The organism is Dolichospermum sp. UHCC 0260 (genome assembly GCF_009711985.1).
GTDB lineage: Bacteria > Cyanobacteriota > Cyanobacteriia > Cyanobacteriales > Nostocaceae > Dolichospermum > Dolichospermum lemmermannii.
Window position 1 is genome coordinate 132166 of record NZ_VIKZ01000002.1, and the last position, 15511, is coordinate 147676.

A 15511-nucleotide genomic window follows, 5' to 3' on the forward strand; every position below is an offset into this window, starting at 1 on the left:
TCTTCCAAATGCTTCGCCCCTACTGACCAATTTAAAATCTTTCCCCAATGCCAAAATTGATCCGACTATCACCTTCATCAGTGACACCGTAATCTATGCGAATTGGTCCAAGTGGAGACTGTATCCGCAAACCTAAACCATAGCCATAGCCATTGCCATTTTTCTTTAACAATTGTGCAGATTGGGTACTACTTCCCAAGTCACTACCATAGTCAAAAAATAGTGCGCCACTGACAACCGAGAAAACCGGAAAGCGATATTCAACAGCAGCTTGGACATACTTACTACCCGTGCCTAATCTGCCCTCATCATACCCGCGAACTGAATTACTACCACCTATGGTAAAGGCTTCATAGGGAGGTACATCCCCAAAGATTGTCCCTCCTTGCAGGTTAAATGCCAAAGTTTGCGGTTTTTTGCTAAAGCTAAGTAATTTAATCGGTAGATACTGACTATAGTTACCCCTAAGCCTAGTCATAAAAACACTACCTGTGCCTATAGGTACAGATTGATCAACTCCAAAGCTGAGGAAAGAACCTTTGGTGGGTTGTAAGGAATTATTGCGGAGATCCCTTTGTGCGCCCAGCTTCAAGAGTAATAAATCATCTTCTCCTGAAGACGAAAGAGTGAGAGGAGTTCTATCACTGATGATATTTCCACTACTATCAAATATCGCCCCTTCCTTTCTCAAATTACCGTCAGCATCACGACCGGAAACCCGTTGATACTGGAGTCCAGCGGAAGCCAGCCACTCGGAATTTTTGAAAGGATTGCGGGAAAGGGGACGGGTAAAGGTGACACCACCACCTAAGCGGGTAATCCGAGGGCGATCTTGTTGATTTGTATCCGTAATATTGTTAGGATCAAAGGTATCAATACTCTTATCTTTACCTTCAAAAATCAAGGAAACAGAACGACGACGGAAAATATTTGTCGTATATGAAGTGCGATAAGGATCACCAGCAATCCAAGGATCAGTAAAGCGCAGGTCAAATAGTAGTTCTCGTTCTCCTAACTGTACCTCTGTCCCCAATTTTTGGTTTCTGCCCCCCAGGTTTTGCTGCTGATAGCTGATAGTTCCAAATAAACCACTAGCAGAGCTAATTCCCGCCCCAGCAGCAATAGAACCGCTATTACGTTCAGTTACATTTACTAGTACATTTACCTTACTGGGGTCACTACCAGGAGCAAGGGATATAGGCTCAGTATCAGGTGGTTCAAACAATCCAAGTCCATATACTCGCGCTAAATCTCTCTGTACTGTATTCCGATTGAATACTGTTCCTGATTTTAATTCTAATTCCCGTGTAATAATATAATCCTTTGTCCGTCCGCGAATTGGTTTGCCTTGGTCGTCTACGAACTCACCATCTTTGTTCCGGAATCGGACGTTAACGCTTTCTACAACCCCTTCTGCCACTTGGAGGGTGACAACGCCATTTTCTGAGACTTTGGGCGCTCCAACTAAGTTGGCAAGTACATAACCTTGGTCTTGATAAAGTTTGGTTAATTTCTGAATGCCTTCGTTTAATTCCCGCAAGTTGAGAATTTTGCCATATTGACTGCTAAATATTTCGTTGGCTGTGGCAGCAGGAAGAACAGAGGCTACACCCGTACCAGGGTTGGCTTCTAATTCTACTTTAGAGAGAATGGGATTGGGGGTAACAATAAAACTTACCCGCACACCAAGGGGGGTATCTTCTGGAAATGCTTGGACATTGGAGAAAAACCCAGTTCTAAAAATCGCACTGATATCTTCTTGCAGTTGGGAACGGGTGGTTGTTTGTCCAGCTTGGGTGCGAATTACTTTATAAACTTGGGTTTCTAGTTCCGGGGTGATTTGTCCTGTTTCTGATTTAATTGCTACCTCTGACACCAATACGCGGGCTTCGGTTGCTTCTGGATTGGGTGTGGGTGCTACTGTTGGCGGATTTAGTTTTTCTTGATTGGATTCAGTCGCAGGAGGTTGAGTCGGTTTTACTAGGGGAACTGGTGTTTTTTTAGGAACTATTGTCCGTTTGGGGACAACCTCAGATCCCTTTTTTATGGTTGTGGGGGCTGTTGTTGAAGGATCTGGTTTTTTCTGAGTTGGTTCAGCCTGTGCTGTAATGGGAACTATTGTGGAGTTGGGTATAATTACAGATCCCTGATCTACTGATGCTGAGTTGGACTTTAAAGCTTTAATAAGAGGGGAAAATTTGTGAGATTCTCTTTCTCCAACTATTGGTGCTACCAGGGGATAAGATGCTGGATTTTCACTAGCATCACCTTTGACAAGATTCTGTGTTTCTGGCTGGTTTGTTGCTACTGTCAAAACTTCTGTGGTCTGTGGGTGACTATCAGTAGTTTGGGCATTTGCTTTGACAGAAATTGCTAAAGGGACGGTCATGGCTACCATAGCCATTAATCCGGGTGTTAAATGTTTTTTAATCATATTTCTCTTCACTACCACACACCATTATTGTTAATTACTGGAAAATTTACTTACTCAGCTTTGGAGCTTTCTACTACTTTTAATACTCTCTGCAAAACCTCCTGATAGGCATTTTCTACGTTTCCTAAGTCCCGACGAAAACGGTCTTTATCCATAATGCGGCGGTTAGTATCGGTTTCGGCTATGTCCCATAAACGACAGGTATCGGGACTAATTTCGTCGGCTAAAAGCACTTGCTGTTGTGAATCCACGCCAAATTCAAGTTTAAAGTCCACTAAGGTAATTTGGCATTTTTCCCAAAACTGCTTCAGAAATTCGTTGATTTCCAATGCAAGATGAGTAATTTGAGCAACTTGTTCCGGTGTGGCTAATTCTAGGAGAAATAAGCGATCGCTTGTCAGTAAAGGATCACCTAGATTATCATCTTTATAATAAAATTCCACCAAAGGCCGTGATAACACAGTCCCTAGTGCTAACCCAGTTTGTTGACACAGGCTACCAGCCGCAATATTTCTTACCACCACTTCTAAGGGGATAATTTTTACAGCTTTGACTCTCATCAAATTGGGGGCTGGACTATCAATAAAATGAGTTTTAATCCCCTGTTTTGCCAATTGTTGGAACAGTTGACTAGAAATACTACAGTTAATCATGCCCTTGTTTTGAATGCTGCCCCGTTTTTGAGCATTAAAGGCTGTAGCATCGTCTTTAAAATCAGCCAACAAAATCTCTGGATCATCTGTTGCGTAAAGAATTTTGGCTTTGCCTTCGTAGAGTTTAGAATTAACAGACATGGTAGTAGATACTGTTTTCGGTAATGGACTGCTTAAATCTGAAAGTTTCACTATTTTAAGTAGGGAACAGGGAACAGGGAACAGGGAACAGGGAACAGGGAACAGGTAATTGGTAATTGGTAATTGGTAAATAATTTTCTTCCTCCTGACTCCTGACTCCTGACTTCTGACTCCTGCTGTAAATTAAGTCTAGTATTACAAAAATAACTCTATTTTTTCACACAATTATGACCCATCCCTTTCTCAAACACCTACATAGTCCCGAACGTCCCGTTATCGTCTTTGACGGTGCAATGGGTACAAACCTGCAAACCCAAAATCTTACCGCTGAAGATTTTGGAGGCGCACAATATGAAGGCTGTAACGAGTATCTAGTCCACACCAAACCCGAAGCCGTCGCCAAGGTTCACCGTGATTTTCTCGCCGCTGGCGCTGATGTCATTGAAACTGATACCTTTGGCTCTATGTCCATAGTTTTAGCAGAATATGACTTAGCAGACCAAGCTTACTATCTCACGAAGAAAGCCGCCGAACTTGCCAAAAGTGTGGCTGCGGAATTTTCCACCCCGGAAAAACCCCGATTTGTGGCTGGTTCTATTGGTCCAACCACCAAACTCCCCACTTTGGGACATATTGATTTTGACACCATGAAAGCCTCTTTTGCTGAACAAGCAGAAGCCTTATTTGATGGTGGTGTGGATTTATTCCTCGTAGAAACCTGCCAAGACGTGCTGCAAATTAAAGCCGCATTAAATGGGATTGAGGAAGTTTTTGCCAAAAAAGGGGAAAGAAGAGCCTTAATGGTGTCTGTAACTATGGAAAGCATGGGAACAATGCTGGTAGGGACAGAAATCAACGCCGTAGTTACTATCCTCGAATCTTACCCCATTGATATTCTCGGCTTAAATTGCGCCACTGGTCCCGACTTGATGAAACCACATATCAAGTATTTATCAGAACATTCCCCCTTCGTAGTTTCCTGTATTCCCAATGCTGGTTTACCGGAAAACGTCGGCGGTCAAGCACATTACAGACTTACGCCCATAGAATTACGCATGGCGTTAATGCACTTTATCGAAGATTTGGGTGTCCAAGTGATTGGGGGTTGCTGTGGGACACGACCAGCACATATTCAACAATTGGCGGAAATTGCTCACGAGTTAAAACCAAAAGTTAGACAACCAATTTTAGAACCATCAGCCGCATCAATTTATACGACTCAACCCTATGAACAAGAAAATTCTTTCTTGATTATCGGTGAACGTCTTAACGCCAGTGGTTCTAAAAAATGCCGTGATTTACTCAACGCTGAAGACTGGGATGGTTTAGTCTCAATGGCGCGGAGTCAGGTAAAAGAAGGCGCACACATCCTTGATATTAACGTTGATTATGTGGGACGTGACGGCGTACGTGATATGCACGAGTTAGTTTCTCGTGTTGTCAATAATGTAACTTTACCTTTAATGCTGGATTCCACCGAATGGGAAAAAATGGAAGCGGGGTTAAAGGTAGCTGGTGGTAAGTGTTTACTCAATTCTACCAACTATGAAGATGGCGAAGACCGATTTTTGAAAGTGCTAGAATTAGCTAAAAAATACGGTGCTGGTGTCATTATTGGGACAATTGACGAAGATGGTATGGCGCGGACAGCAGAGAAAAAGTTTCAAATTGCCCAACGTGCTTACCGTCAAGCTTTAGAATATGGGATTGCGCCGACAGAAATATTCTTTGATACTTTAGCTCTACCGATTTCTACTGGGATTGAAGAAGATCGGGAAAATGGTAAAGCTACCATTGAATCAATTCGCCGCATTCGCCAAGAATTGCCAGGATGTCATGTGATGTTGGGCGTTTCCAATATCTCTTTTGGCTTAAATCCCGCCTCGCGCATGGTGTTAAACTCGATGTTTTTGCATGAAGCTATGCAAGCGGGCATGGATGCAGCAATTGTCAGCGCGAGTAAAATTTTACCTCTGGCTAAGATTGAACCGCAACATCAAGAAGTTTGTCGGCAATTAATTTATGATGAACGTAAATTTGATGGTAATGTCTGCATTTATGACCCCTTGGGAGAATTAACCACAATTTTTGCCGGAGTCAAAACTAAACGGAATACGGGAATTGATGCCAGTTTACCCATTGAAGAACGTTTAAAACGTCATGTTATTGACGGTGAACGCATTGGTTTAGAAACCCAATTAACAAAAGCTTTAGAACAATATCCTCCTTTACAAATCATCAATACTTTCTTGTTAGACGGAATGAAAGTTGTTGGTGAATTGTTCGGGTCTGGACAAATGCAATTACCTTTTGTCTTACAATCTGCCGAAACCATGAAAGCTGCGGTTGCTTATTTAGAACCGTTTATGGAAAAGTCGGAATCTGGGAATAATGCGAAGGGAACTTTTGTAATTGCCACTGTCAAAGGTGATGTTCACGATATTGGTAAAAACCTGGTAGATATCATTTTATCTAACAATGGTTATAAGGTGATTAACCTGGGAATTAAGCAATCTGTAGAAAACATCATTCAAGCTTACGAAGAACATAAACCTGATTGTATTGCCATGAGTGGATTGTTAGTAAAATCCACCGCTTTCATGAAGGAGAATTTACAGACTTTTAATGAAAAAGGAATTACTGTCCCGGTAATTTTAGGTGGTGCTGCTTTAACTCCTAAATTTGTGAATCAGGATTGCCAAGGTACTTACAAAGGTAAAGTTGTCTATGGCAAGGATGCTTTTTCTGATTTGCATTTTATGGATAAGTTAATGCCAGCAAAAACAGCAGGTAATTGGGATAATTTGCAAGGTTTCTTAGATGAAGTTGTAGAAAATGGACATCAATCTATTGCGGAAAATAGCGGGCAAGATGCCCACCCTACACTAGATAATTCTGATGTTAAAAAAGAGGTTGATACTCGGCGTTCTGAGGCTGTAGCTGTAGATATTGAACGTCCAAATCCACCTTTTTGGGGAACGCAGTTTTTACAACCTGATGATATTTCTTTGGAGGAATTATTCTGGTATTTAGATTTGCAAGCTTTGGTGGCTGGACAATGGCAATTCCGCAAGCCCAAGGAACAATCTAAGGAGGAATATCAGGCGTTTTTAGCTGATAAGGTTTATCCAGTTTTGGAAGAGTGGAAACAGCGCATTATTGAGGAGAATTTATTACATCCTCAAGTGATTTATGGCTATTTTCCTTGTCAGTCTGTGGGGAATAGTTTGTTGATTTATGAAACGAACCGCAGAGACGCGGAGGACGCGGAGGTAAGAGTTAGTTTTGAGTTTCCCCGTCAGAGGTCTTTTAATCGGTTATGTATTGCAGATTTTTTTGCACCTAAGGAGTCGGGAATTATTGATGTTTTCCCTATGCAAGCGGTGACTGTGGGGGAAGTTGCAACGGAGTTTGGACAAAAGCTATTTGCCGATAATAAATACACTGACTATCTGTATTTTCATGGTATGGCTGTACAGGTGGCTGAGGCTTTGGCTGAATGGACTCACGCTAGAATCCGCCGGGAGTTAGGTTTTGGTGATTCTGAACCGGATAATATTCGGGATATGTTGGCGCAGCGTTATCAGGGTTCTCGGTATAGTTTCGGCTATCCTGCTTGTCCGAATATTCAGGATCAGTTTAAGCAGTTGGAGTTGTTGGGGGTTGATAGGATGAAGATGCACATGGATGAAAGTGAGCAATTGTATCCTGAACAGTCGACAACGGCGATTATTACTTATCACCCTGCTGCGAAGTATTTCACAGCTTAATCTATCCCTCAGAATAGAATGATGAGGCTATAAAAATGAAGTCCACACAGGTGGACTTCATAACTATCAAGATTGTGCATGAAAACTGATTCTATTTTTTATCGCATTTTTCAAACTTTACCCGCGTCTTTTTTTGAATTTTAAATATTAGTCCTATGTTCATTTCTCAACTGTTCTTTAATAGCCTCTATTTGAGCCTTCAAATCAAAGCCATTTTTACTATTTTTAGCAACCTCTCTTATCTTAGAAATATTAGCCCATACTTCAAAATTGTAAAAAGGATTTAAACCTATAATATTTCCTGAATTAATATCAATAGGTTCTGGTGATTTTACAATTTCTATCAACTTTAAGATAGCTAAGTCAATATTCCATTGAGAAATATATAACAGTAATGCAGCGAACGCTAAAACTATATCAGAATTATCCAAATACACTGGATAACCATTATCAATTGTATAAATTGCAAGATTAAAGGCTATAAATTGTGATAATTTAATAGTATTTTTGTAAGGTATCTCTAATTCTTTAACATCAAAAACACGGCTACCTTGCGTATTCTCAATTATTTTTTTTGTTTTATCATACAATTTTTGTGTATTTTCCAATTCCAAAGAACAATTATTTGCTATCTCTATTAAATTCTTATTTTCATTTATAAAGAAAATTTCAGCAGCTATATTCCAATTAAACTCAGGTAATTGTGCATGAAGAGGATTAAATTTTATATCTGGAATCTTTAAAGTTCTGCGCTTAAAACTTTTTAACAAATAAAACCATTTTAAGGCATCTATAGAAACATCCATTTTATATTGATAATTAACTTTGGTTTCATAAAAATATTTTCTCATCTCACTAATCATCTGTTGAGATATTATTTTTTGTTCTATGCCTTTAGCAACCAATTCTCTAATAATTTTTGTCTCACCACTTCTATTAGTACCAAAATCTACTAACTTGCCTTTTTGACTTTTATCTTGTTTAGAGTTGTTGTAATCACAAAAATAATTGTGAGTATCAAATCTAAAATGTGCTTGTTTTGTTATTGATTCTAATACTATTTTTCCTCCTCTTGAAAGACATATAGGGCAAAGAACATCTTGATAAATTTCATCTTTTTCATGCTTTGATAAATTTTTGATTTTAGTATTTATATCAACTAGAGAATTATGTCCTAGTAAAGATAAAAGTTGCTCAATATCTATTTCTCGTTTAAATTTTTGAGAATAAACTGTGATAGCCATAAAGAAGTAATTTTTAAACAACTATATTTAATTATACCACAATTTTAATAATACTGTCACGTAAATCTATCACTTTTTCCTTTACCGGATGCCAGTCTGCAAAAAAATTTGCTAGATTTAATCCAGACTATTGTTTCCTATAAATTACCCCGTCTCAGTCCCCAGGAGTTAGCAAGAATGTTTAGTATTAGTTATATCGTAGGTTGGGTTGAGGAACGAAACCCAACAAAATCCTTGGTAATTTTGGGTTTCACTATCGCTCAACCCAACCTACATTTCCTTAACTAGAACTTCCAGTAATAGATAAATTTTGGAATTATACGTATGCAGAGAAAGGAGGATTTATTCAGGAGGCTACCGGTTGGAAACCTTCGATACTTCAGCCTTATGTTTACTTGCCAACTCTGACACAGATATTAGAATAGGTTTAAGAATATTTAATAGTTTTCTTATCAAAAATAGTGTTGCATAAATTTATCACTTTTTCCTTTGCAACCAAGCAGATACTTCCTCAATTGCGTATTACAAACTATAATAATTTCTGCAATAGATGATAAATATCTCCCTTATCACCTTCTTTTCTTAAACCTACACCAACTACTAAAACCACAACTTTATCCTTTTCCACTTGATAAATTATACGGTAGCGTTGTCCTACAGCCCTAACGCTACGATAATTAATCAACTGTCCAGTTAAAGGTTTTCCCTGTTTTTCAGGTTCTATTTTTAATTTGTCAATCTTTGAACTCAAAGCTTTTTGGTGACGTTTATCTTTAATATTCGCAAACATCTCCAAAGCTAAAGGTGTTAACTGAATTTCAAATTCAATTTGATCAGATTGTGGTTTATCAAAGTCCGAGTTTGAGTTTTGCATCATTCCAACTAATAGTTTCTCCCCTGTCTGCTTGAGCTATACTTTCTTGTAACTGCTGACTAAATTCCTGATCAAATAATATTGCTAATGTTTCTAGCAAAGATTCATATTGCTCAAAACTAATAGCCGCCATTACGGGTTTACCATGCCTAGTTATGATTATTGGTTCTTCTTGTAAATCATCTGGTAAATCTAAAAGTTGCTCTTGCGCTTCTGTAATTGTTAAGTATTTTAACATATTTTGGTTTTCAATAATTCCTGTATATCATTATATCACTACTTCAAGTTAATTTCAGAATGCAATCTTTAGTTAATTAAAACTTTCGAGATAATTGAAGAAAATTCTCATCAGTATAGGGTTTGACCATTAATCATCCTCGTTTAAATGTTAGTATGTTGAAATTAATATGATATTTTCCATGATTACTATTGTATCATGTTTGATAGTTCCTCTTAAATCAACATTTACAAAAATATTTAATAGCAATATTCATGAAAACCGATTCTATCTTTTATTGCATTTTTCAAACCTTACCGCAATCTTTTTTTGAATTGATTAATTTACCCCCTAGTGAAGCAAATGCTTATGATTTTGCCTCTGTAGAACTAAAACAAACAGCGTTTAGAATTGATGGTGTATTTCTACCTACAAATAATCAAGAAAAAATACCTATTTATTTTGTGGAGGTACAATTTCAAAGAGATGAGGATTTTTATTCTCGCTTTTTTTCAGAGATTTTTCTTTATTTACATCTCTATGCTTCTACTACACCCTGGCAAGCTGTGGTTTTATTTGCTAAACGTAGTATAGAACCCACAGAAATAGAACCCTATCGCTATTTGCTAGAAAGTCCATTGGTAACTCGGTTATATTTGGATGAACTGGTGGATATACAAACATCCTTGGGATTAGGTATTATTAAGTTAGTGGTGGAGAAGGAAAAAGAAGTTCCAGCTTTAGCGAGAAACCTATTATCACAAGCAAAATCAGACTTATCGGATGAAAGATTGCAGAAAAATTTGTTAGATTTAATCCAGACCATTATTTCCTATAAATTACCCCGTCTCAGTCCCCAGGAGTTAGCAAGAATGTTTAGTATTAGTGATTTAAAAAATACCAGATATTATCAAGAAGTCCGTTATGAGGAGGCTTTAAATTACACTATGCGTATAATTGAACGGCGTATAGGTGGAGTTAGTCAGGATTTACAAGTAAAAATCAATAAGTTATCTGTGGAAGATTTGGAGAATTTAGGTTTAGCTTTGTTTGATTTTACCAGTAAAGCTGATTTGGTTACTTGGTTGAATAATCAAAATATTGCAGATGGTTAAACTAAATTACCCCGTCTCAGTTCCCAGGAGTTAGCAAGAATGTTTAGTATTAGTGATTTAAAAAATACCAGATATTATCAAGAAGTTCGTTATGAGGTAATTTTCAATTTTGTAATGCGTCTACTTGAACGGCGTATAGGTGGAGTTAGTCAGGATTTACAAGTAAAAATTAATCAGTTGTCTGTGGAAGATTTGGAGAATTTAGGTTTAGCGTTGTTAGATTTTACCAGTAAAGCTGATTTAGTTGTTTGGTTGAATAATCAAGTTATTTTTGAGGGTTAAATCCATCACTTTCTCCTTTGCAACCAAGCAAATACTTCCTCAACTGTGATGATTAAATTCACACCTTCTAAAACTGGTAATATATCTGTTCCAATTAATAAATCTGGTAAACTATGAGGCTGATAAACTAAAATTGAACGCTCACTTGGGTCAAGTAACCATCCAAGTTTTGTACCATGTTTAATACAATGTAAAATATTGCCAGTTACCTTGGTTTGACTTTGAGCCGGTGACAGAATTTCAATTATCCAAGCTGGTGCAAAATTAATCCCACTGCTAATAATATCACCGCTTTCATCTAATGGTATTTGATTATTATCAATAACTGCAATATCAGGAACTACGGAACGATTACCACAGCTACACCGCAGTTCTGGAAATGCTTCATAATCACTTGTTGCTGTGTCAATTACTGCAACTAATCTTTTTTGTAATAAACTGTGTTTACCTCCGCCCATAGGTTTTTGAATTGCTTCTGTGTTAATATATTCCCATGCTGGTGACTCATCAATAAAACCCAGTTTTAAGAATTCTTCTATGGTAATGATTTTTGCCAGAAATGTTGTTGTCATTTATTTAGAGGGTGTTTGAAAAGTTTTGAATGTATAGACTGACCCCTCTCCAAACCTCTCCCCTGCAAGGGGAGAGGCTTTAAAACCCCCATTCCCTTGCAGGGAAGGGGGGTAGGGGGGTTAGGTTTTTGGAGATTACTGGTTTGATATAATACTTTTCAAACAACCTCTTAGACTCAGAGGATAACTGTTGCTGTTTTACCCAATTTCTAAAGGCTTTAAGTGTCGCATTTCTCCCTGCGGTTTTACTTTGTTGAAGATATTGGGGAATTACTGCAATTAAAGGTAAATTAGGAAAATTAAAACTTGACTGAGATTCTAGATAATTCCCATCTTGTAAGATATTTATTCTTAAATTACTATTCTCAAAACGCCATAATTCTGGAACTTTTAAGGCTTGATAAATATTTGCATGAGTGCGGGAAGTAATATCAATTTCTAAGGCTAAATCTGGTGGAGGATCTATTGTTAGATCTAATCGCTTTTTTCCTCGAATTAAAGCTTCATTTTTAATATAAAAACATTGATCAGGTTCTATCCCTTTCTCCATAAATTGATTTTTAAATGTGGTAGAACCAAGACATATAAATTCAATATCTAATTCTTCCAATAAAGCCTTAACTAAATCACTAATAATTTCTTTATCGTCTTCATGTTCTGGTAATGGTGCCATAATTTCTAATATTCCCTTGTCATAAGCAATTCGCGCTGCACGATGTTCTCCTAATTCTTCAAGAATAATTTCTAATTCTGTCCAGGTGACATCTTGCAATATTACTGTTTGTCCTGGTGGTACATGGATGCGCTTTAATTCTAACAACATCTTTTCCACTCCTTGTTATTTAAACTTAATTTGATTGTACTTGGGAATATTAATTCTGATTTCATGAAATATTATAACCAACCTCGGAGGCTATAAATAAAAGTACCAATATATTCTTTTAATGCACTTGTGAATTGGTTTAAATTTTCAGTATCAGGGAGTAAATTGAGAATTGCGGCTTTTGGAGTGCTGGTAAGTTCTTGAAATTCACCTTGACTAACAAGAAAATCGGTTGGTGTGGGAATGACATCCATACCTTGACGGTGAAAAATTTTGAGCGATCGCGGCGTATGTATTGCCGAAGTAATTAATAATACTTTTTTGATTTGGCGAGCTTCAAGAATTTTACGGACATTGACAGCATTATCATGAGTATTGAAAGAATCAGGTTCTTGAATAATTGCTGTGGCTGGAACACCAATAGATGTAAGAATATTTGCCATATCTGCTGATTCTGGCGAACCACTACCGCGCCAATCAATCCGGCCACCACTAAGGATAATTATAGGGGCTTTTTTCTGAAAATAAAGTTGTGCGGCATAAATTACGCGATCGCCTGCTTCACTTAAATCTACTGTCACCCGTGGCCAAGTTGCTGATTTAGTTGCACCACCTAAGACTACAATGGCTTCAGCATTGGGGATTTGAGTTGCAGGGATATTTTGCCATTCTAGGCTGCGTACCAAGGATTTAGCCACCCAAGCATTACTACATATTAGCAATAAAGCTAAAGATAAAGAAATAGCTATAGTCGCAATCCGGGGACGTTTTCGTAAAGTTACTAAAGCCACTATTAAACTCACACTTGCCAATCCCAAAGGGTAAAAAAATAGTGGTAGGATTTTAGATAAATATAAAAACATAATTAGTTAATTATTAATTACTTTTCCCAAAAGCGAAAATTGAAAGTTGCAGATTCCCGACGGAAACGTTTAGTAGGTTTTCTTTTACGTCTTTTTGCACTTCTCTCACTCGGCTGTTCTGGATTTACTTCTTCCACAATCTCCTCAGATAATTGTGTTTGTAACGCCTCCTCACTGCGCCACCAACCAATTATCCAGCCACCACCAACTCCAGCAATAGCACCGAACACAATACTCACAGGGGCTGAATAACCGAGGAAAAGGCAGCCCATCATAAAAAACAACCAATATTTTAACCCAGCATCAATACCATCATTAGATGCGACAGTAGCAGGTTCAGAACTATTATCATTGGCAAATGTGAACCACCCTAAAGTAACACCACCCATAATGGCTATGAATAGACTCAGAGGAACTGAAGCATGAGCAATTCTGGAGATAATAAATAAAAATAATCCAAACAACAGTTGAGAAAGAAAGTTAGGTGAAGAAGAGAAAATATCGCCTAGCAGATTATTTTTTGGTGCCATAAGATTAGGAGTCAGGAGAAAGAATAATTATATCTCGTTCCCAGTCTCTGACTGGGAATGCTATCATGGAGGCTCTGCCTCAAATGTTATTAAAGGCAGAGCCTTTTAGAATTCATTCCCATACAGAGTATGGGAACGAGAAACGAGAGAATAGAGAGGATGGGAACGAGAAATTTTAATGTTGTAGGGGTAAAGCAAGAGTTTTATTGGTGTCAACTTAGGCTACAGATAGCTTATTTGTTTGGCTTTCAAACCCGCCCGGAACTTAAGTTCCGGTCTAATAGCTAAAGTGTACTAAAGTACACTAAAAATTTTTGGTTTGTTTTAGTCATCTTTAGATGACTTGAGCTATTAGACAGGGAATAAATTCCCTGTCGGGCTAGGAATTTTACGTTAATTTGACACTTACGAGCAATGCTAAACCCTGACTTCCTAGACAAAAATTAAATCAATTCTGATAATTGCGTGTCTAGCGGTTGAGTTGTATCTACAACTGTTATATAAGGTTGTTCTTGATTTGTAAATGGTTCAGATTGCTTGATTTGGGATGCTAATAAATCAGCAGTTGCATCAGCAATATCACCAGTGCGGTTCAGCAGTCGTTCTGTGACAACTTCTAACGGTGCGGTGCAGTTGATAATATGTACAGGTAATTGATGCTGTGTAGCTTGAGAAATAGCTGCTTCCCGTAAATCCTGACGATCATATTTGGCATCTAAAATTACAGACCAACCTTGATTAGCCAGTATAATTCCTAATGCTAACAATCGGCTATAGGTTTTTTGCGTCATTTCTGGTGTGTAGATTTCATCCCCACCTTTTTCTAAGAGGGGAATTCCTGCTAAATGCTTACGCACAGCATCAGAACGGAGATGAACTGCATTGAGTTTTCGGGCTAAATATTTAGCTGTGGTACTTTTACCAGCACCAGATAAACCCGACATCAAAATCAGTTTTCCCTGTTGGGGTTTAGTATATTCCCACGCTTGACGATAATATGCAGATGCGGTTTTTGCAGATTCTTCTTTTACAGCAGCCGGGATGTTAGGATCATCTAATAAAAAGGAATTTACCTTAGCTCGCACATAAGCCTGACGGCTTAAATATAAAGGTAATACCTGTAAACCTTCCCAATCTCCAGTTTGCTCTACGTAGGCATTTAAAAAAGCATTTCCTAAGTCTTTTCTTCCTCTGGCTTCAATATCCATGACTGTAAATGCTACGTCATACATAACATCCACAAACCGGAAAGGCTCATTGAATTCTATGCAGTCAAATAGCATAATTTTGTCATGCCAAAGAGCTATATTTCTGAGGTGTAAATCGCCGTGACATTCACAAATATAGTTATTGTCAATTCTGCTTTTAAATAGTTCTGGATGTTGGACAAAGAAGTTATCTGTATATTGTTTTGTTGCCTCAAACTGCTCTTGTGTCTGAGGTCTACCAATATAGTTTTGAGTTTGCTGATAATTCTCATCAATTGCTAATCGTATTTGTGAGACTTCCCCAAAACTACGAATATAATCGTTTGTGACTGATTCAGCATGATATTGAGCGACAACTCTTCCCAATTCTTCCAAATGACTTTCTTGCAAATTTCCACTGGCAAAAAGTTCACTAAAAAGGGCTTCTTGGGGAAATTGACGCATCTTTACTGCATATTCTACAACTTCTCCTGTTCCCCCTAAATGGTATTGTTCACCAACTAAAGTTAGGGGTAGAACTTCTAAATATAATTCACCTGCACCACGTTGATTTAAGCGCAATTCTTCTTGACAAAAATGTTGTCGTTTTTCTAAGGTGGAAAAGTCTAAAAAACCAAAGTTGGCTGGTTTTTTCAGTTTGTAAGCATAATCTCCTGTGAGGAGGACATAGGAAATATGAGTTTGAATTAATTGAATTGGTTCTGTTACAGAATGAGGATAAAATCCTGGTTGTAACATTTGTGAAATTAAATTTGGGAGATTGGTTTGTGTCATTGGTTCGTTGT

At 37.8% G+C, this 15511-nt stretch carries 13 protein-coding genes and 1 pseudogene; 4 read left to right on the forward strand and 10 right to left on the reverse strand.

The genetic code is table 11. The features are described 5' to 3' along the window. Positions 1 to 31 precede the first annotated feature (31 nt). Positions 32 to 2434, reverse strand: a complete 2403-nt coding sequence (locus FJR08_RS01530) for a BamA/TamA family outer membrane protein (protein ID WP_168631930.1) — start codon at positions 2432 to 2434, stop codon at positions 32 to 34. A 50-nt stretch (positions 2435 to 2484) separates the two neighbouring features. Then, positions 2485 to 3228: a phosphoribosylaminoimidazolesuccinocarboxamide synthase gene (gene purC, locus FJR08_RS01535; RefSeq protein WP_015083391.1), complete on the reverse strand. Its 744-nt coding sequence runs from the start codon at positions 3226 to 3228 to the stop codon at positions 2485 to 2487. A gap of 227 nt (positions 3229 to 3455) precedes the next feature. On the opposite strand from purC, the gene metH reads away from it, so the two are divergent. Then, on the forward strand, positions 3456 to 6998 hold the full coding sequence (metH, locus tag FJR08_RS01540) for a methionine synthase (protein ID WP_168631931.1): 3543 nt from the start codon (positions 3456 to 3458) through the stop codon (positions 6996 to 6998). 140 nt (positions 6999 to 7138) lie between these two features. Here metH and FJR08_RS01545 read toward each other — a convergent pair whose 3' ends face one another. Beyond that, positions 7139 to 8242, reverse strand: coding sequence for a hypothetical protein (locus FJR08_RS01545; RefSeq protein ID WP_168631932.1), 1104 nt, complete (start codon positions 8240 to 8242; stop codon positions 7139 to 7141). A 96-nt stretch (positions 8243 to 8338) separates the two neighbouring features. Between FJR08_RS01545 and FJR08_RS23425 the strand changes: the two genes are divergently transcribed. Beyond that, on the forward strand, positions 8339 to 8530 hold the full coding sequence (locus FJR08_RS23425; RefSeq protein ID WP_256369704.1) for an Rpn family recombination-promoting nuclease/putative transposase: 192 nt from the start codon (positions 8339 to 8341) through the stop codon (positions 8528 to 8530). 241 nt (positions 8531 to 8771) lie between these two features. Here FJR08_RS23425 and FJR08_RS01555 read toward each other — a convergent pair whose 3' ends face one another. Continuing rightward, complete coding sequence (locus tag FJR08_RS01555; protein ID WP_254435658.1) at positions 8772 to 9119, reverse strand: type II toxin-antitoxin system RelE/ParE family toxin; 348 nt, start codon at positions 9117 to 9119, stop codon at positions 8772 to 8774. Continuing rightward, entirely contained in the window at positions 9091 to 9354 is a 264-nt protein-coding gene (locus FJR08_RS01560; RefSeq protein ID WP_168631933.1) for a type II toxin-antitoxin system Phd/YefM family antitoxin, read from the reverse strand. Before FJR08_RS01560 ends, FJR08_RS01555 begins: the two co-directional genes overlap by 29 nt. Positions 9355 to 9608: 254 nt before the next feature. Between FJR08_RS01560 and FJR08_RS01565 the strand changes: the two genes are divergently transcribed. After that, positions 9609 to 10448 (forward strand): Rpn family recombination-promoting nuclease/putative transposase, encoded by an 840-nt coding sequence (locus FJR08_RS01565; protein WP_168631934.1) that lies wholly within the window; start codon positions 9609 to 9611, stop codon positions 10446 to 10448. Positions 10449 to 10487: 39 nt separating this feature from the next. Next, the gene (locus FJR08_RS01570; protein ID WP_254435659.1) at positions 10488 to 10730 is read left to right on the forward strand and encodes a DUF4351 domain-containing protein; all 243 of its coding nucleotides are present in this window, start codon (positions 10488 to 10490) and stop codon (positions 10728 to 10730) included. A gap of 5 nt (positions 10731 to 10735) precedes the next feature. On the opposite strand, the gene FJR08_RS01575 is transcribed toward FJR08_RS01570, so the two are convergent. The 5 genes and pseudogenes from FJR08_RS01575 to FJR08_RS01595 all read right to left on the reverse strand — a co-directional run bounded on the left by FJR08_RS01575 (position 10736) and on the right by FJR08_RS01595 (position 15500). Beyond that, complete coding sequence (locus FJR08_RS01575) at positions 10736 to 11302, reverse strand: Uma2 family endonuclease (RefSeq protein ID WP_168631935.1); 567 nt, start codon at positions 11300 to 11302, stop codon at positions 10736 to 10738. A 190-nt stretch (positions 11303 to 11492) separates the two neighbouring features. Next, a pseudogene (locus tag FJR08_RS01580) lies at positions 11493 to 12125 on the reverse strand (Uma2 family endonuclease); the annotation flags it as partial. Between the two features lie 71 nt (positions 12126 to 12196). Then, a complete protein-coding gene (locus FJR08_RS01585) occupies positions 12197 to 12988 on the reverse strand; it encodes a YdcF family protein (RefSeq protein ID WP_168631937.1) in 792 nt (263 codons plus the stop codon). A gap of 17 nt (positions 12989 to 13005) precedes the next feature. Then, positions 13006 to 13518, reverse strand: coding sequence for a hypothetical protein (locus FJR08_RS01590; protein WP_168631938.1), 513 nt, complete (start codon positions 13516 to 13518; stop codon positions 13006 to 13008). A gap of 443 nt (positions 13519 to 13961) precedes the next feature. Continuing rightward, positions 13962 to 15500 carry an AAA family ATPase gene (locus FJR08_RS01595; RefSeq protein ID WP_015083399.1) on the reverse strand — a complete coding sequence of 513 codons (1539 nt, stop codon included), beginning with the start codon at positions 15498 to 15500 and terminating at the stop codon, positions 13962 to 13964. Positions 15501 to 15511: the final 11 nt, after the last annotated feature.